Source organism: Paenibacillus sp. J31R34 (assembly GCF_059383715.1).
Genome location: NZ_JBXENU010000010.1, coordinates 223129 through 244289, shown reverse-complemented (window position 1 = coordinate 244289; position 21161 = coordinate 223129). Strand labels below are relative to the sequence as shown.

Here is a 21161-nt window from a genome sequence, read left to right as displayed (position 1 = left end):
AACCCGGAGTGTGTGCCCCCGGAACAAGGCAGACACACACTCTTTCGGGTATATTTCGGGTATAGACGGTGTATTTCTTCGGTTCTGTCTAGAATGCAAATTCAATGTCCTCCAACGAGCCTTTGCGGCTTGCCGAAGGCGCATGACATTGGATTTGGTTTAATGGGATGTTCGGGTCTTCACAAATCTGTGACAACACGAACAGGAAATCCTTCAACATTTTATGAATCATCGCCGGTTTGAACAGCTTAGCGCAGTACTGGAAGCCGCCCGTGATGACTCCGTTATCTTCCGCTACAAACAATGAAAGATCGAATTTCGCATCATTCGTATGGTCAAGAACGTACGGGGTCAAGTGCAGCGCTTCAAACCGGGCCTCACGATCCTCGGTATTCTGCATGACAAACATCGTGTCGAACACCGGATTGCGGCTTGCGTCCCGTTTCACATTCAACCGTTCTACAAGCTCTTCGAAAGGATAGTCTTGATGCTCGAATGCACCCAAGGTCGTTTCTTTGACTTCTTCCAGGAAGGAAGCAAACGTCTTGTCTCCCGCCGGATAATTGCGGATGGCAAGCGTGTTGACAAACATCCCGAGCAGCGGCTCCAAATCCGGATGTGTTCTTCCTGCGACAGGCGTCCCCACAATGATGTCTTTCTGGCCGCTGTATTTGGAGAGCAGCACGTTATAGGCGGATAGGAGAACCATATACAGCGTGCTCCCGCGGGTTGCCGCCAATTGGTTTAATTGCCGTGCAAGCTCGGAATCGACTTCGAATTCGACATGTGCTCCTTCAAAGCTTCGAACAGAAGGCCGTTCATAATCCGTTGGCAAATCTGCCACAGGCAGTTCCCCTTCGAACGCCTGCAGCCAATATCCCTCCTGCTTATTCATGCGCTCGCGCTGCGCCTCGTGCTGCTGCCATACGGCAAAATCCTTGTACTGAATCCGCAAAGCGGGGAGCTCCTCGCCTGCATAGAGTCGGGACCATTCATCCACCAAAATCCCCATAGAGGCACCGTCGGAAATTAAGTGATGTATGTCCACCATCAGCAGATGGCGCTCCGGCTCCAGCTCGACGAGTTCTACGCGAAGCAGAGGCGGATGCTTCAAATCAAAGGTGCGGACGAAACCGCGGACAATATCTTCGACATCTTCTTCATCAGCCTGCCCATACTCCACCTCAAATTCCACTTGCGCGTGCACCCGCTGTACCGGTTCGCCGTGCACCATCTCAAAGCCGGTGCGCAAAATCTCATGCCGTGCGATCAGCTTCCTAAACGACTCTTCAAACCGCTCACGATTCAGCGGACCTTCAAGCGTCATGAATTCCGGCATGTTGTAGCTTTGTTCCGCGCCTTCCAGTTGATGCAGAATGTAAAGCCGCTTTTGCGCCGAGGATAGCGGGTAGTACGCCCTTTCCTCAACGGCCGGTATGGATGCATAGGTCATTTGCGCCATGTCGGCGATCGCTTTCGCCATCTCCTCAATGGTCGGGAGCCGGAATACGTCCCGCAGCGGCAGATTGACGTTCATCTCTTTATAGAGCTGGCTTACCAACGCAGTCGCACGAAGGGAGTGGCCGCCCAGATCGAAGAAATTGTCCATCACTCCGATCCTTTCAGCTCCAAGCACCTCTTGCCAAATCCGCACGAGCTGCTCTTCCAGCGGTGTACGGGGCGCGATGTATTCCGCACCAGTATTCAAGCTTCCCTCCGGCGCCGGCAGCGCCTTGCGGTCCGTCTTCCCGTTCGACGTCAGCGGCATCTTCTCCAGCTGCACGAAGTACGACGGAATCATGTACCCCGGCATCTCCTGCGACAGCCTTCCTCTTAGCTCGCTCACCGTCAGCAGTTTGTCCGCTACCACGTACGCGCACAGCTGCTTCTCCCCGCTTTCATCCTCGCGCGCCATCACGATTACTTCCTGCACCGACTCTACCTTCAACAGCTGCGCTTCCACTTCCCCAAGCTCGATCCGGTAACCGCGTATCTTCACTTGATGGTCGATCCGTCCCATGTATTCGATGTTGCCGTCCGGCAGCCATCTCGCCAGATCCCCCGAGCGGTACATTCGCTCTCCTGGCGTAAACGGATCGTCCACGAATTTCTCCGCCGTCAGCTCTGGGCGGTTCAAGTACCCGCGCGCCAGACCTTCTCCGGCCACATACATCTCCCCTGCCACTCCCGCCGGCACGCATCGGCGGTTGCCATCCAGCACATACACCTTCAGCGTCGGGATCGGTCTTCCGATATTGCTTCTCCCCTCGGCGATTTCCACCTCCGTGATTTCCTTGTAGGTCACGTGTACCGTCGTTTCGGTGATCCCGTACATATTGATCAACTGCGTTGCCGGGTAACGCTTCCTCCAGTCCTTCAGCTGCTGCGGCGCCAGCGCCTCTCCTCCGAAGATGACCTTTCGAAGGCTCAGCGTCTGCCCACTCTCCGCCAGCGCTTCGCGAAGCAGCTGGTAGAAATACGTCGGCGTCTGGTTCAGGATCGTCACTCCTCGCTCCTTCAGCAGCTGCAGGAACTGTGCCGGCTGTTTCGCCGTCATCGGCGGCACAATCACCAGCTTGCCCCCGTACAGCAGCGCCCCGTACATTTCCCACACCGAGAAGTCGAAGCAGAACGAGTGGAACAACGTCCACGTATCAGAAGAGCCGAAGTCGAACCGGTTCTTGCTGTTGAACAGCAGCCGGACGACGTTCTTGTGTTCGATTAAGGTGCCTTTCGGCTTGCCCGTCGTTCCCGAGGTATAGATCACATAGGCCAGATCGTTCGGCTGGTTAACCGAGGCTAGGCTCGCGCTGTCCGCTGCGTAGGTCTGCTCGTCATCCAGGAGCAGGCAGACGCCTGCAAAGGTCGCTTTGTCCCGCAAATGCGCTTGCAGCAGCAGCACACTGGCTCCCGAATCATCCAGCATGTAGCGAATGCGCTCCTCCGGATACTCCGGATCGATCGGCACATACGCCCCACCCGCCTTCAGAATCGCAAGAATCCCGATCACCATGGAAGGAGATCGTTCAGCCATAATGCCCACCAGCTGATCCGCCCCTACACCTTGGCTGCGCAGGGTACGCGCCAGACGATTCGACCGCTCATTCAGCTCGCGGTACGTCAGACGCTCGTCCTCGTACTCGACCGCGACCGCATCCGGATGACGCTCCGCCTGCTCCTCGAACAACTCGTGAATCGTCTTCTCTCTCGGGTAATCCGCTTCCGTATCGTTGAATACGGTAAGCAGTTGAATCGTCTCTTCCGATGTCACCATATCCAGCGTTCCAAGGGGCGCCGACGGGGTCTGGATGACGCTCTCAATCAACCGGTCGAAATGCTTCGCCAACCGTTCCACCGTCTCCCTCGTGTATAACGCCGTCGTGTATTCGATGCCGCATACCAGCTTGTCGGCATCCTCTGCGATTTCCAGCGTCAGATCAAACTTCGCTATAGACCGTTCGTTCGCGAAAGGTGCCAAGCGCAGCCCGTCGATAGCAAATTCCCCTTCTTCCACGTTTTGCATGACCAGAAGCGTGTCAAAGAGCGGATTGCGGCTTACATCGCGAGACACCCGTACTTTTTCCACCAATTCCTCGAACGGGTAATCCTGGTGTTCATAGGCCTGCATGGTCGTTTCTTGTATTTCCTTTAGGAAGGAGCGGAATGATTTCTCCCCTAACGGATAGCTGCGAATCGCCAGCGTGTTGACAAACATCCCGATCAGCGGCTCCAAATCGCCGTGACTTCTGCCTGCAATTGGCGTGCCTACGATGATGTCTTCTTGGCCGGAATATTTATGAAGCAGTGTGGTATAAAGGGCTAGAAGCACCATATACAACGTGGCCCCCGATTCAGCGGCAAGCTGCCGCAAGGCCACACTCTTCCGCGCGTCGATCACGAACTCGTACGTGTCTCCTTTGAAGCTGCGGAATACAGGACGAGCGAAATCCGTCGGCATCTCGAGCACCGGAAGCTCCCCGCTGAACTGCTCCAGCCAGTACGCCTCCTGACGCTTCATCCTATCCTGCTGCGACTCGGACTGCTGCCACACGGCATAATCCTTGTACTGAATGAGCAGAGGCGACAGTTCTTCCCCGCCGTACAAGCGGACAAACTCCGCCACCAAGATCTCCATCGACACGCCATCCGAGATAATATGATGCATGTCGAACAGCAGAATGTGGCGGTGCTGCTCCAGCTCGATCAATCCGACCCGCAGCAGCGGAGGCTTCGTAAGGTCAAACGACCGAACAAATTCGCGGACAAGCTCGTCGGCTTCCCGTTCGTTAGCGACCTGCTTGTACTCCACCGCAAAATCCACCTGCGGGTATATCCGCTGTACCGGCTCGCCGTCTACCAGCTCAAACCCGGTGCGCAGCGATTCATGACGCGCAATCAGAGCACCGAACGACGCTTCGAACCATTCCCGGTCGAGTGCCCCTTCGAGCAGCATCGCTCCCGGCATGTTGTAGCTTTGCTCGGCTTCTTCCATCTGGTGCAAAATGTACATCCGTTTCTGCGTGGAGGATAAAGGATAATACTCCTGATCCCTAGCCACCGGAATGGAGGCATATTGCCGCTGCTCCATCCGGTTGATGGCTTCGGCCATTTCCTCGACCGTAGCGTGGCGGAACACGTCCCGCAGTGGCAGATCCACGTTCAGCTCCTTGTGGATCTTGCTGACCAGCGTGGTCGCCCGCAAGGAGTGGCCCCCGAGATCAAAGAAGTTGTCTCGGACGCCGACCTGCTCAGCCCCGAGTACCTCCTGCCAGATGCCTACCAGCTTCGCCTCCAGCGCTGTCCGTGGCGCGATATGCTCCACGCCACTCTGACCGCCTTCCGGCGCCGGCAGCGCCTTCCGGTCGATTTTGCCGTTCGCGGTGAGCGGCAGCCTCTCCAGCTGCACAAAGTACGACGGGATCATATACCCCGGCAGCTCCTGCGACAACGCCGCTCTCAGCTCGCTTGCCTTTCGCTCATTCTCCGCCGTGTAGTACGCGCACAGGGCTTTCTCCCCTCCTGCGTCCTCTCGCACCACCACGACCGCTTCCCCTATGCCTTCCGCTTTCAGCAGCTGCGACTCGATCTCCCCGATCTCGATCCGGTATCCCCGGATTTTCGCCTGATGGTCGATCCGTCCGATAAAGTCCACGTTCCCGTCCGGCATCCAGCGCGCCAGATCCCCCGTCCGGTATAGACGCTCCCTCGCTTCAAACGGGCGCGGCACAAACTTCTCCGCCGTCAGCTCCGGTTGATTCCAATAGCCTCGGGCCACGCCCGCTCCTCCGATACACAACTCGCCCAGCACGCCCACCGGCACCGGATTCAGATGCGCATCGACAATCGCAAACCGTGCGTTCAGCCACGCCTTGCCGATCGGCACGTTTCCTGCTTCCGGCAGCTTCTCCAACGGCTCCTCGTAGTAGCTCGAGTCGATCGCCGCTTCCGTCACTCCGTAGGCGTTTATGATGCGGATTTGCCCGCCGTATCTCTCCTGCAGCTCGCGGTAATCCCCCACGCTGCAGCTGTCTGAGCTCGTAATCAGCAGCCGCATCGAGGGAAGCGCCAGTTCCTGCTCGGCGATATACGCCATGAACGGCACGATCAGCGCCGGCGTCGATTCGAAGACCGTAATCTCGCATTCCCGTATCCAGCCGTACAGCCGAGAAGGGTCGATCCGGTCGTCCTTCGGACAAATGACCATCGTTCCCCCGTTGTACAGCGTCCGCGCTATATCCCCCACGAACACGTCGAAGGAGAAGCTCGCTAATTGCAGCAGCCGGACGGGGAACTCGTTCAGGCGGTACTCCCGGCGATAGCCATCCGCCGTATTCACCAGACTGCGGTGCTCGATCATGACGCCCTTCGGCCGTCCGGTCGTCCCCGACGTATAGATCACATAGGCCAGATCACTCGGCTTGTTGACGTTCACCAGATTCATCCGGTTCGGGTCGTTCGACGCGCCTTCGCTGTACAGCCCTTCGCTATACAGCGCCTCGTTGTCCAAGCACAGCACGGCCTGCAGCGTCTGCTCTTCCGCCAGCCACTCCCGCGTGCGCTCCTCTAGATGCGTCTGTGTCAGCAGCACTTCCGCTCCGCTGTCCTCCAGCATAAACCGGATCCGGTCGGACGGGTAATCCGGATCGAGCGGCACATAAGCGCCTCCCGCCTTCCATACCGCCAGCACCCCGACCAGCATGTCCACCGACCGATCGGCCAGAATGCCGACCAGTTGATCCGGCTTCACCCCTTGAGCCCGCAGGCTACGCGCCAGACCGTTCGAACGCTCGTTCAGCTCGCGGTAGGTCAGCTGCTTCTCCTCGTACACCACGGCCGTCGCCTCCGGGCTCCGCTCCGCTTGTTCCTCAAACCGGTGATGGAAGGTTTTCTCCAGCAGCGGCGGTGCGGTCTCTGGATTGAATACCCGCTGAATCTGCTCCTGCTCCTCCGCCGTCAGCATGCCTAACGACGCGATTTTCGCGCCCGGATCGTTCACAATCGCGGCGACCAATTGCTCGTAGTGCTTCGCTAACCGCTCTACTGTTTCTGGTTTGTACAACGCGGTTGCGTATTCGAGGGCGCATTCTAAACCGTCGCTGCCTTCCATGATGTCCAGACTCAGGTCAAATTTTGACATCCCGTAGTCACTCGGAAACGACGTCAGGCGAAGCCCTTCGAGAGCAAATTCCTTGTTTTCAATATTTTGCAGCGAAAACATCGTTTCAAAGAGCGGACTGCGGCTCAAATCGCGGGTCAGCTGCAATTTGTCCACCAGTTCTTCGAACGGATAATCCTGGTGCTCGTAGGCACCCAAGGTCGTTTCCTTCACTTCCGCCAGATACGACAGGAAGGTTTTCTCTCCGGCCGGGCTGTTGCGCAGCGCCAGTGTATTGACGAACATCCCGATCAAGGGCTGCAGATCACCGTGTGTTCTTCCCGCGATTGGCGTACCGACGACAATATCTTCCTGGCCCGTGTACTTTTGCAGCAGGATCGTATACGCCGCAAGCAATACCATGTACAGCGTCGCGCCGTTTTCCGCCGCTATTCGCTTCAACCCCTCGCTCTTCTCGGCATTCATATGGAACTGCAGCGTATGGCCATCGTATCGCTGCACGGCGGGACGCGCATAATCTGTCGGCAGCTCCAGCACCGGCAGTTCGCCGCTAAACTGGCTCAGCCAGTAGGCTCCCTGCTTGTTCAGACGCTCGCGCTGCGCTTCGGATTGCTGCCATACCGCGTAATCCTTGTACTGTATCCGCAGCTCAGGAAGCTCCTCGCCACCGTACAGGCGGACGAATTCTTCGACGAGGACATCCGTAGATACGCCGTCCGAGATAATATGATGCATGTCAACGAGCAGGATGTGGCGTTCTTCCGCCAGTTGGATCAAGCCTATCCGCAGGAGCGGCGGCTTCTTCAGATCGAACGCACGGATGAAGGCCCGCACCTTCCGTTCCGCCTCTTCTTCGCTAGCCGCCATATACTCCACGGCAAAATTCGCCTCTGGATATACCCGTTGTACCGGTTCGCCGTTTACGATCTCGAACCCGGTGCGCAGCGTCTCATGGCGTGCGATCAGAGCGCGGAACACCGCTTCAAACCGTTCCTGCTCCAGCACTCCCTCTAGCAGCATCGCTCCTGGCATGTTGTAACTTTGCTCCGCTCCTTCCAGCTGGTGCAAAATATAAAGACGCTTCTGCGCCGACGATACGGGGTAATGCTCGCTTGCCTCCGTCCGAGGAATCGCTTCGTAGGCCTGCTGCGCCATCCCCTCGAGCGCTTCCGCCATCTTCTCGACGGTAGCCGAGCGAAACACCTCTTTTAACGGCAGACTGACGTTCAATTCCTTGTGAATCCGGCCCACCAGTGTCGTCGCGCGCAGCGAGTGGCCACCAAGCTCGAAGAAATTATCGTGGACGCCGACCCTGCCCACTCCAAGCACGTCCTGCCAGATGAGTGCCAGCTTCGCTTCCAGCGACGTTCTCGGCGCCACATAGTCCATCCCCGTCTGCATGCTTTCCTCCGGGGCCGGAAGCGCTCGGCGATCCACCTTCCCGTTGGTCGTCAGCGGCATCTGCTCCAGCTGCACAAAGTACGTCGGGATCATATAGCCCGGAAGCTCTTGCGACAGCGTGTTTCTTAGTTCGCTTGCCGCCAGCTTGCTGCCAGCTACGAAGTACGCGCAGAGCTGCTTCTCCCCTTCGGTGGTTTCACGAACCACGACCGTCGCTTTTTCAATCGGCTCCACCTTGAGCAAATGCGATTCGATCTCGCCCAGCTCGATGCGGAAGCCCCGAATTTTCACCTGATCATCAATCCGGCCCACATACTCAATCGTGCCGTCCGGCAGCCATCTAGCTAAGTCGCCCGTCCGGTACATCCGCTCACCTGGTGCAAACGGGTTGTCCACAAACTTCTCCGCCGTTAGCTCTGGACGGTTCAAGTAGCCTCGAACCAATCCTTCTCCCCCTACGCACAACTCCCCGGCGACTCCAATCGGCTGCAGCTTGTTCCGTGCGTCAACGATGTAGACCGTCGTGTTGCTGAGCGGCTGTCCAATTGGGATGTTCACGGCATCCTGGCTCACCTCATTCACGTCCAACCAGGTTGTATAAACCGCGCTTTCCGAAGGACCGTATGCATGCTTGAGTTTGCCGGGCCCGATATAGCTGAGCGCTTTGCGGACATGACTGACGGAAACCCGTTCGCCCCCGAACAAAATCACTCTAAGATGGCGCAAGCAATGGACATTCACGTCCACAAGCACATTAAAGAAAGCTGTTGTAATGAGCATCACCGAAATGTGCTGCGTTTCGATTAGCCCCGCCAATTGCTCGACGTCCAGCATCGTTTCTTTTGGCACCAGAACCAGTCTAGCTCCATTGGTTAAAGCCCCGAAAATATCAAAGGCCGACCCGTCGAAGGAGTAGCTGGACAACTGGAGCACATGATCCTGATCTGTAATCTCAATATAGTTTGTATTCCGAACAATTCGCATCAGGTTGCGATGAGTGGTTAGATTGCCTTTCGGCTTGCCGGTCGTTCCGGACGTGTAAATGACGCACACCAAGTCAGTCGCTTCGTTGCTGTGCTCCAGATTGGAGCCGTCGTTGCTGTACGATTGCTCATCGTCCAGGAAGACTAGTGTGCTCTGTGTCGGAATCCGCTCGCGCAACTGGCGCTGTGCCAGCATCACATGCGCTCCCGAATCCTCGATCATGTAGCGGATGCGTTCTTCCGGATATTCCGGGTCGATCGCCACGTAGGCTCCTCCAGCTTTTAGAATCGCCAGCATGCCCACAATCATTTCCATGGATCGCTCCGCCATCAGAGCCACCAAACGGTCCTCGCCGACTCCGTGGGAACGCAGCGTCCTCGCCAGCCGATTGGCCCGCTCATTCAGTTCACCGTAGGTCCACTGCCGGTTCTCAAACACAAGCGCCACTGCATCCGGGAGACGCTGCGCCTGTTCCTCAATCAGCTGGTGAAGCGTCTTCTCCCGTGGATACACCGTCGCCGTATTATTAAACTGCTCTACAATCTCGGCTTTCTCCCCGGCTGTCGCAAGCTCCAGTTCTCCTACAGCGGCCAGCGGATTTTCGACGATTTGTTCGAAGACGTAGACCAGATGCCCCTTCAAGCGCTCCATTCCCGCCCGATCAAACACATTGGCATTGTAGTCCAGATGCAGTTGAATGTTGTCTCCTGGGAGCACCGTCAGTGTGAAGTCATAGTTCGTATGCTCTGCCATTTCAACATCCGCAATCGAAAGCTTTCCGCCGTCTTCATGTCCGGCTTGCTTCATCTGCTCATCGACCGGGTAGTTCTCAAACGCCATGATATGGCTGATCAGATTCTGCTTTTGTGTGCTCATCGCCTGAATTTCGTACAGCGGATAATAATCGTAACGACCAGATTCCAACGCCTGCTCCTGCAGTCTTCCCATCACTTCGGCAAAGCTCGTATCCGGTTCGGAAGTGACGCGCAGCGGGATCGTGTTAATGAATAGTCCGATCATCTCTTCAATCCCCGGAATTTCCGCCGGTCTTCCCGATACGACATTTCCGAATACCACATCACCTGTTCCGTTATATTTCTGCAGAATGATGCCCCATGCCGCTTGCATGAGCGTATTGACCGTCACCTGATACCGCTTTGCGACACGGCTCATCCGTTCGCTCAGGCTGTTGCCCAAATCGCATACGATGCGCTCCAAGGCATACCATGGGCTTCTTTCCTCCGTCTTGGCCTGCGGCAGTAGGGTCTGCCCCTCGTAGCCTGCCAAGTACTCGTCCCAATAGTGGGACGCTGCTTCCTTGTCCTGCCGTTCCAGCCACTCAATATAATGGCTGTAGACTGGCGTTAGGTTCCGCTCCGCAGCATCTTCCCGCTCAGGACCCTGAACGTAGGCGGAATACGTTTCAAACAGCTCTTTCGTCAACTGCGGCAAGCACCAGCCGTCCATCAGAATGTGATGGAAGCTCCAAAGCACCTGGCAGCTTTCCGCTTCTGTACGGATGACCGTTACGCGTGCCAGCGCATCCCGCTGCAAATCAAATCCGCGAGCTTTATCGTCTTGCTCTAATTGGTCGATCTGCGCTTGCTGCTCGGACGCATGAAGACCAGCAAGGTCCTTGTAAGCAAATCCGATCCGCTTGTCTCGGAACACGATTTGCATCGGTTCCCCGTTCCAGCCGCTGTAGAAATTGGTCCGCAGTACGGCATGACGGACCGCCAGCTCCTCCCAGCTTTTCGCAAACGTTTCGATATTGAGCGTTCCTCGCAAGGTAAATCGCGCCTGCTCAAAATATGCACCGGCATCCGGGTCCATGGCGCTGTGGAACCACATCCCCTTCTGCATAGGCGTAAGCGCGTAGATGTTGTCGATCTGCCCGAGATGGCGTGTTTGTTCCGCGAGCTGCTCCAGTTCCTCTAAGCTCAATCCCTTAAGCTGCACATCGTTTGGTGTCAGTTCCGTCCGATCCTTCGCCACGCAATGAGCGATTAGTTCCAGAAGGCTCTCCTGCAGGAATGAAGCCAGCTTCTCCATCGTTTCCCTACGGTATTCCTTGCCGCTATAGCCGAGGTCCAGCGTCAGCGAACCGTCCGCAATCATTCCGTTAATGTCCAGCGCGTAGCTTCGGGCTTGCTTGCCGCTCCACTGCGCCCCACCTGCAAACCGCGATATGCCAAGCTCATTGTTTTGCAGATCTTGATCAAACTGACCCAAGTAGTTGAAACTGATCTGCGGTGTCACTCCCCATACGTCTTCCGTCGCGTGCTCCGACAAATACCGGCATATGCCGTACCCGATCCCTCTGTTCGGGATCTGACGCAAATCTTCCTTCGTCTTCTTGATCCGGTAGGACACATCCTTGCCTGGGTCCATCTCCAGCAATACCGGATATTTGCTTGTAAACCAACCCACGGTACGCGTAATATCGATATCCGGCAAGATAGATTCACGGCCGTGACCTTCCAGATTCACCAGCACCCGGTCATGACAGCTCCACTTCTGAATCGCCGTTCCCAGCGCCGTCAGCAAGATGTCGTTCATTTCGGTGTTATACGCTTTATGAACTTGCTTGAGCAGCAGCTCCGTTTCTCCCGCGCTCCACTGAATCGTTATTGTTTCGCTATCCTCCTGTAAGGAGAGCTCCGCTTCCTGATTCTTCGGCAGCGGCGGCACAGCTGTATGTGCAACGCGCTGCCAATAGGCCTCTTCTTTGTCCATGGCCGAACTTTGCGCGTATGTCGAAAGCTGCCCTGACCAAGCACGATACGAATCGGTCTTCGCCGGAAGACGGATCTCCTCTCCCTTCACGGCTTGCTCATACCCAGACGCGATATCCTCAAGCAGGATGCGCCACGATACGCCGTCGATGACGCCATGGTGTATCGCGATAAGCCAATGATCCCCATCCTCACCGTGGAACAACCCGGCTTTTACCAACGGGCCCGACTCCAGATCAATGCTGCTCTGAATGTCGCTTGCTTTGGCTTCGATCACCTTTTCGTACGCCGCCGCTTCTATTCCCTTGAAGTCGACCACTTCCAGACTGTAAAGCTCTCCTTCCTCCACTCCCCGGTTCCAAGCCGAAACTCCGTTTTCCGTCTGGCGGAATACGATACGCAGCGCGTCGTGATGCTCAACAATTCTTTGAAGCACCTTGCGAATCGCCGTTTCGTTGAAGCCTTCCTTGCGATGAAGCATGACCGATTGGTTAAAGTGGTGCGGGTCGGCAAATTGCTGTTCAAAAAACCAGCGCTGGATTGGCGCTAACGCAACCTCTCCGGCCACCTCGCCCTGATCGGCCATTCTGGCAATCGGCCTGATGTGCCGTCCCAGTTGGGCAACAGTCGGGTATTTGAACAAATCGCGAATTTCCAGCTTGTAGCCAGCCTGATGCAGACGTGACGAAACCTGAATCGATTTAATGGAATCGCCGCCAAGCTCGAAGAAATGATCCGTCACGCTGATGCGCTCCGCTCCAAGTACCGCCTTCCATACAGCCGCAAGCGCTTTTTCCTCCTCGGTTCTAGGCGCGACATACTCACCGCCGGTGTGCACGTTTCCTTCTGGAGCGGGCAGCGCCTTGCGGTCGATCTTCCCGCTCGCAGTGAGCGGCATCCGCTCCAACTGCACAAAGTAGGACGGAATCATGTAGCCCGGCAGCTCCTGCGACAGCTTTAACCTCAGCTCGCTTGCCGTAAGCTCCCCGTGCGCCACAAAGTAGGCACAAAGCTGGTTTTGTCCACTCTCGTCCTCGCGCGCAAGCACAATCGCTTCTTGAACATGCTCCACCTTCAAAAATTGCTCCTCGATCTCGCCAAGCTCGATGCGGTAACCGCGAATTTTCACCTGATGGTCGATCCGTCCCAAATATTCGATATTGCCGTCAGGCAGCCATCTGGTCAAGTCACCCGTCCGGTACATTCTCTCTCCCGGCGCGAACGGATTATCCACGAACTTCTCTGCCGTCAGCTCGGGACGGTTCAAGTAGCCGCGCGCCAGCCCGACGCCCGCAATGCATAATTCGCCGGCCACGCCGACGGGCAGCGGTTGATTGTACGCATCCAAAATGTAGATCCGATGGTTCGCAATCGGACGGCCGATTGGCACAGACTTTTGCTCGAACACGCTTGACGGAGCCGCCCAAACCGACGTTACAATGGAGGCTTCAGTTGGCCCATAGGCATTGAAATACATCACCTTGTCCTTCCACTGGTTCACAAGCTCAACAGATACCGCCGAGCCTCCTGTGATTAGCTTCTTGAAGCTCGGCATATGCTCCGGATTCAGGTAGGTCACATAGGTAGGAGGCAGAATTGCCGCTGTAATCCCGTTTTCATTCATGTAGGCTTCGAACAATTGATAATCCAGAATCGTCGCAGCCGTCGGGATGTACAAGGTTGCTCCGAAGAACAGGGCTTTATAGATTTCCCAGCACGCCGCGTCGAAGGAAAGGCTCGCGAATTGGACGACCCGGTCCTGATCGGTAATTCCCAAGGTGTTCTTAAACATCAGCTTCAGGCTGCAAAGCCCGTGATGTTCTACCATAACCCCTTTGGGCTTGCCCGTTGTTCCTGACGTATAAATCACATAAGCCAAATGATTCGGCCCGACTACCGGCTCAAGATTCGAGCTATCCCCGCCGTATGACTGCTCGTCATCCACAATGACGTATTTTCCAGCAAAAGCCACGCGATCCCGAAGACGACTTTGCACCAGCATCAGCTTCGCACCGCAATCCTCTAGCATATAACGGATGCGTTCCTCCGGATATTCGGCATCAATTGGCACATACGCGCCCCCGGCTTTTAAGACCGCGAGTATTCCGACGATCATCTCCAAGGATCGCTCCAGCATAATGCCGACCGGCTCGTCCGCCTGCACGCCCTCCGCTCTCAATGTCCGCGCCAGCCGATTGGCCCGTTCGTTCAACTCCCTATACGAAAGCTGATTGCCCTCAAATACGACAGCCGCATGATCCGGCGTGCGCTCTGCCTGCTCCTCGATCAATTGATGGATAGTCGCCCCGGCAGGATAAGCCGCCGCCGTCTTGTTGAACACGCGGTGAAGCTGGTTCTCTTCTTGCGCAGTCAGCATACCGAGCACCGCAATGGTCGCCTCTGGAGAAGACACAATGGCTTCGAGCAGCTGCTCGTAGTGCTTGGCCACCCGCTCAATCGTTTCCCGTTTATATAAGGAGGTGGCGTATTCCAAGCTGCACGCCAAACCGTCATTCCCCTCCGTTACATCCAAAATCAGGTCGAATTTTGCCACCGTATACTCGCTCGGGTACGGCTTAAGATGAAGGCCTTCGAGAGCAAGCTCCTTGTTTTCCGTGTTTTGCAGAGCAAACATCGTGTCAAAGAGTGGGTTGCGGCTTAAATCGCGGGTCACCTGCAATTTTTCCACCAGCTCCTCGAACGGGTAATCCTGGTGCTCGTAAGCTCCGAAGGTAGCTTCCTTGACTTCCTTCAGATACGAAAGGAACGGTTTGCCCCCGGCCGGAGCCATGCGAATGGCTAACGTATTGACGAACATTCCGATCAGCGGCTGCAAATCTTCGTGGGTTCTGCCCGCAATCGGCGTGCCGACAATGATGTCCTCTTGCCCTGTATACTTTTGCAGTAAAACGGTATAGGCCGCAAGCAACACCATGTACAGCGTCGCTCCGCTTTCCGCTGCCATTCGCTTCAAGCCCTCGACCTTTTGCGAATCGATCTGGAAATGAAGCGTGTTCCCATTAAACCGCTGTACCGCAGGGCGCACGTAATCAAGCGGCATTTCCAATACGGGCAGATCCCCGCCTAGCTGCTCCAGCCAGTAGACTTCCTGTTGCTTTATTCGCTCCTTCTGCGGCTCGGATTGCTGCCACACGGCATAATCCTTGTACTGAATGCGCAGAGGCGGCAATTGTTCCCCGCCATACAAGGAGATAAACTCCCCCACCAGAACATCTGTCGAGATTCCGTCAGAGATAATATGATGCATGTCGAACAGCAGAATGTGGCGGCTTTGCTCCAGCTCGATTAATCCGACCCGCAGCAGCGGAGGCTTCGTAAGGTCAAACGGCCGGACAAAATCGCGCACGAGCTCGTCGGCTTCCCCTTCGTTGGCTGCCTGCTTGTACTCCACCGCAAAATCCACCTGCGGGTATATCCGCTGCAAAGGCTCGCCGTCTACCAGCTCAAACCCAGTACGCAGCGTCTCATGACGCGCAATCAGGGCGCGGAATGCCGCTTCGAAACGTGCCCGGTCGAGTGCCCCTTCGAGCAGCATCGCTCCCGGCATGTTGTAGCTCTGTTCAACCTCCGCCATCTGGCGCAAAATATACAGCCGTTTCTGCGCCGAAGACATCGGGTAATAATCGCTTTCTTCTGCCGTAGGAATGGAGACATGCTCCGCTTGCTCCATCCGGTTGATCGCTTCGGCCATTTCCTCGACCGTCGCGTAGCGGAACACGTCCCGCAGCGGCAGCTCCACGTTCAGCTCCTTGTGGATTTTGCTGACCAGCGTGGTTGCCCGCAAGGAGTGGCCCCCGAGATCAAAGAAGTTGTCTTGAACGCCGACCTGCTCGGCCCCGAGCACCTCCTGCCAGATACCTGCCAGCTTCGCCTCCAGCGCTGTCCGTGGCGCAACATGCTCCACGCCGCTCTGTCCGCCTTCCGGCGCCGGCAGCGCCTTGCGGTCGATTTTGCCGTTCGCCGTGAGCGGCAGCCTCTCCAGCTGCACAAAGTACGACGGGATCATGTACCCCGGCAGCTCCTGCGACAGCGCCGCTCTCAGCTCGCTTGCCTTCCGCTCATGGTCCGCCGTGTAGTACGCGCACAGGGCTTTCTCCCCGCCTGCGTCCTCTCGCACTACCACGACCGCTTCTCCTATGCCTTCCGCTTTCAGCAGCTGCGACTCGATCTCCCCGATCTCAATCCGGTATCCCCGGATTTTCGCCTGATGGTCGATCCGTCCAATAAAGTCCACGTTCCCGTCCGGCATCCAGCGCGCCAGATCGCCCGTCCGGTATAGACGCTCCCTCGCTTCGAACGGGCTCGGCACAAACTTCTCCGCCGTCAGCTCCGGTTGATTCCAATAGCCTCGGGCCACGCCCGCTCCTCCGATACACAACTCGCCCAGCACGCCCACCGGCACCGGATTCAGATGCGCATCGACAATCGCAAACCGTGCGTTCAGCCACGCTTTGCCGATCGGCACGTTGCCCGTTTCCGGCAGCTTCTCCAACGGCTCCTCGTAGTAGCTCGAGTCAATCGCCGCTTCCGTCACGCCATACGCGTTTATGATGCGAATCTGCTCGCCGTACTTCTCCTGCAGCTCGCGGTAATCCCCCACGCTGCAGCTGTCTGAGCTCGTAATCAGCAGCCGCATCGAGGGAAGCGCCAGCTCCTGCTCGGTGATATACGCCATGAACGGCACGATCAGCGCCGGTGTCGATTCGAAGATCGTAATCTCGCATTCCCGTATCCAGCTGTACAGCCGGGCAGGGTCGATCCGGTCGTCCTTCGGACAAATGACCATCGTTCCCCCGTTGTACAGCGTCCGCGCTATATCCCCCACGAACACGTCGAAGGAGAAGCTCGCCAATTGCAGCAGCCGGACGGGGAACTCGTTCAGGCGGTACTCCCGGCGATAGCCATCCGCCGTATTCACCAGACTGCGGTGCTCAATCATGACGCCCTTCGGTCGCCCCGTTGTCCCCGACGTGTAGATGACATAGGCCAGATCACTCGGCTTGTTGACGTGCGCCAGATTCATCCGGTTCGGGTCGTTCGACGCGCCTTCGCTATACAGCGCCTCGTCGTCCAAGCACAGCACGGTCTGCAGCGTCTGCTCTTCCGCCAGCCACTCTCGCGTGCGCTCCTCCAGATGCGTCTGTGTCAGCAGCACTTCCGCTCCGCTATCCGCCAGCATAAAACGGATGCGGTCGGCCGGGTAATCCGGATCGAGCGGCACATAGGCGCCTCCCGCCTTCCATACCGCCAGCGCCCCGACCAGCAGGTCCACCGACCGATCGGCCAGAATGCCGACCAACTGATCCGGCTTCACCCCTTGGGCTCGCAGGCTGCGCGCCAGAACGTTCGAACGCTCGTTCAGCTCGCGGTAGGTCAGCCTCTTCTCCTCGTATACCACCGCCGTCGCCTCCGGGCTCCGCTCCGCTTGCTCCTCAAACCGGTGATGGAAGGTTTTCTCCAGCAGCGGCGGCGCGGTCTCTGGATTGAAGACGCGCTGAATTTGCTCCTGCTCCTCCGCCGTCAGCAGGCCTAACGACGCGATTTTCGCGCCCGGATCGTTCACTATCGCGGCGACCACTTGCTCGTAGTGCTTCGCCAACCGCTCTATTGTTTCTTGCTTGTACAATGCGGTTGCATATTCGAGAGCGCATTCCAAACCGCCCTTGTCCTCCATGACGTCAAGGCTCAGGTCAAATTTTGACATCCCGTAGTCACTCGGAAACGACGTCAGGCGAAGCCCTTCAAGAGCAAATTCCTTGTTTTCAATATTTTGCAGCGAAAACATCGTTTCAAAAAGCGGACTGCGGCTCAAGTCGCGAGTCAGCTGCAATTGTTCCACCAGTTCCTCGAACGGATAATCCTGGTGCTCGTAGGCACCCAAGGTCGTTTCCTTCACTTCCGTCAGATACGACAGGAAGGTTTTCTCTGCAGACGGGCAGCTACGCAGCGCCAATGTATTGACGAACATCCCGATCAAAGGCTGCAGGTCGCCATGCGTCCTTCCCGCGATTGGCGTGCCGACGACAATATCTTCCTGACCCGTATACTTTTGCAGCAGAATCGTATACGCCGCAAGCAACACCATGTACAGCGTCGCACCGTTTTCCGCCGCGATTCGCTTCAAGCCCTCGCTCTTCTCCGCATCCAGATGGAATTGCAGCGTATGGCCATCGTATCGCTGCACAGCAGGACGCGCATAATCCGTCGGCAGCTCCAGCACCGGCAGTTCGCCGCTAAACTGGCTCAGCCAGTAGGCTCCCTGCTTGTTCAGACGCTCGCGCTGCGCTTCGGATTGCTGCCATACCGCGTAATCCTTGTACTGGATTCGCAGCTCTGGCAGCTCCTCACCGCCGTACAGGCGGACGAATTCTTCGACGAGGACATCCGTAGATACGCCGTCCGAAATAATATGATGCATGTCAACGAGCAGGATATGGCGCTCTTCCGCCAGCTGGATCAAGCCTATCCGCAGGAGCGGCGGCTTCTTCAGATCGAACGCACGGATGAAGGCCCGCACCTTCTGTTCCGCCTCTTCCTCGCTAGCCTCCATATACGCCACGGCAAAATCCACCTCGGGATATACCCGTTGTACCGGTTCGCCGTTAACGATCTCGAACCCGGTGCGCAGCGTCTCATGGCGTGCGATCAGACCGCGGAACACCGCTTCAAACCGTTCCCGCACAAGCGTTCCCTCCAGCAGCATCGCTCCTGGCATGTTGTAGCTTTGCTCCGCTCCTTCCAGCTGGTGCAAAATATAAAGCCGCTTCTGCGCCGACGATACGGGGTAATGCTCGCTTGCCTCCGTCCGAGGAATCGCTTCGTAGGCCTGCTGCGCCATCCCCTTGAGCACTTCCGCCATCTTCTCGACGGTAGCCGAGCGAAACACCTCTTTTAACGGCAGACTGACGTTCAATTCCTTGTGAATCCGGCCCACCAGCGTCGTCGCGCGCAGCGAGTGGCCACCAAGCTCGAAGAAATGATCGTGGACGCCGACCCTTTCAACTCCGAGTACGTCCTGCCAGATGAGCGCCAGCTTCGCTTCCAGCGGCGTTCTCGGCGCCACATAGTCCATCCCCGTCTGCATGCTTTCCTCCGGGGCCGGAAGCGCTCGACGGTCCACCTTCCCGTTCGTCGTCAGCGGCATCTGCTCCAGCTGCACAAAGTACGTCGGGATCATATAGCCCGGAAGCTCTTGCGACAAGGTGTTTCTTAGTTCACTTGCCGCCAGCTGGCTGCCGGCTACGAAGTAGGCGCAGAGCTGCTTCTCCCCTTCGACGGTTTCACGAACCACAACCGTCGCTTTTTCAATCGGCTCCACCTTGAGCAAATACGATTCGATCTCGCCCAGCTCGATGCGGAAGCCCCGAATCTTCACCTGATCATCAATCCGGCCCACATATTCAATCGTGCCGTCCGGCAGCCATCTGGCCAGATCGCCCGTCCGGTACATCCGCTCGCCTGGTGCAAACGGGTTGTCCACAAACTTCTCCGCCGTCAGCTCTGGACGGTTCAAGTAGCCTCTGGCCAGTCCGTCGCCAGCCACGCACAGCTCCCCGGCTACTCCAATCGGCTGCGGCTTGTTCTGTTCGTCGACGATGTAGATCGCCGTATTGCTGATCGGCTGTCCGATCGGAATCGTGATCGCATCCTCTTGCACTTCGTTCACATCGTGGCAGGTCGCAAATACCGTGCTCTCCGTCGGTCCATACACATGCTTGATTTTGCCCGGTCCAAGATGCTTAAGCGCTTTTCGCACATGGTTGACGGAAACCCGTTCTCCGCCGAACAAAACAGCGCGAATGTAGCGCAGGCAATCCGGTTTCATGTCTACGAGCACATTGAAAAATGCGGTGGTAATAAACATCACCGAAATTTGCTGCCGTTCGATCAGGCCAGCCAAGTTTCCTACATCCAGCATCGTTTCCTTGGGAACTAGAATCAGCCTGGCTCCATTTAATAGCGCTCCGAAAATATCGAACGTAGATCCGTCGAAGGAATAGCTTGATAATTGCAACACGCTGTCCTTATCGGTCACGTTTATGTAGTTGGTGTTGCGCACAACACGAACGATGTTGCGATGGGTCGTCAAATTGCCCTTCGGCTTGCCGGTCGTGCCGGATGTATAAATGACGTAGGTCAGATGCTCCGGCTCGTTGACATTTTCCAGATTGGAGCCATTTTCATCATAAGACGCCTCATCATCCAGCTCGATCCATGTACCGCCAAAGGATGCCCGTGTTTGCAAACCACGCTGAGCCAACAGCACCTGCGCTCCCGAATCCTCCAGCATGTAGTGAATGCGCTCCTCCGGATACTCCGGATCAATCGGCACATAAGCCCCGCCAGCTTTCAAGATCGCCATAATTCCAACGATCATCTCCAGCGAGCGCTCTGCCATCAGACCGACAAGCTCGTCCGCCTGCACTCCGCTTGCGCGCAATGTCCGTGCCAGCCGGTTCGACCGTTCATTCAGCTCCCGGTAGGTCAAATGCTCCTGCTCATAAACGACCGCCACCGATTCCGGGATACGCTCCGCCTGCTCCTCAAACAACTGATGTAGCGTTCGTTCACGCGGGTACTCCGTGCTGGTTTCGTTGAAGGCGTGAAGCAATTGCTGCTTCTCAGATTCAAACAAAATATCCACTTGACAGAATTCAAGCTCGGGCGAAGAGAGAACGATCGAATACAGCCGTTGCAGGTGGTCTATAGCCTGAGTCATAAACGATGCATGATAAAAATTCTCGTTATACTCAAGCTGGTAACGAACTAGGCCGTTCTCAAGTGAGAACTGCAATGAAATATCTGTCATCACATGCTGACTGACATCAGCCGTGTGGATTTCCTTCAAAGAAACGAGGGTGTTGACTACAGGAACTCCGTCGATATATTCAAGCTCCAGCCGTTCTGTCATTTTCCGGAACGGTATGTTCTGATGCTTGATCGCTTCCGTCAATGAAAGCTTTACTTGGTTCAATAGAGCCTTAAAGGATTGATCCGCGCTAAAATTATCCTTGAGCATGACAACAGGGCTGATATGCCCCGCGGTTTCGTTCGACTTGCTGACAACCGGCATGCCGAGCAGGATATGCTGCTCGTTGGTATATTTGTAAAGGAGGCATTGCACTCCCGTTAATAGAATCATGTATGTAGCCAGGCCGGAGCCTTTGCTTAACTGAATAATCTGTTGCGATACATCCGCAGACAGCGCGCCGGCAATCGTCTGAATCTTCGCTGCAGCGTTATTTGGCGATTTGTTATAGGGTAGCTTCGTAGGTGTAACGTCTTCGCCATCAAATTTTCCATTCCAAAAAAGGGCTTCCTTCTCAAATGCCACTTTCATCGTCTCCTTCTCTACCCGCAAAAGTCTGGTTGTACCATGTTTACATTCGCCGTAAGTGTGCGCT

1 protein-coding gene is annotated in these 21161 nt (G+C 56.4%); it reads right to left on the bottom strand.

Annotated features, from left to right (window positions below; genetic code table 11):
• Positions 1 to 88: 88 nt before the first annotated feature.
• A complete protein-coding gene (locus tag AC50YG_RS25395; protein ID WP_494830847.1) occupies positions 89 to 21097 on the bottom strand; it encodes a non-ribosomal peptide synthetase in 21009 nt (7002 codons plus the stop codon).
• Between the last annotated feature and the right edge of the window lie 64 nt (positions 21098 to 21161).

What these genes read in the sequence shown, in the direction of transcription:
- AC50YG_RS25395 (WP_494830847.1), bottom strand. Translation starts at nt 21,097, where the DNA reads ATGAAAGTGGCATTTGAGAAGGAAGCCCTTTTTTGGAATGGAAAATTT.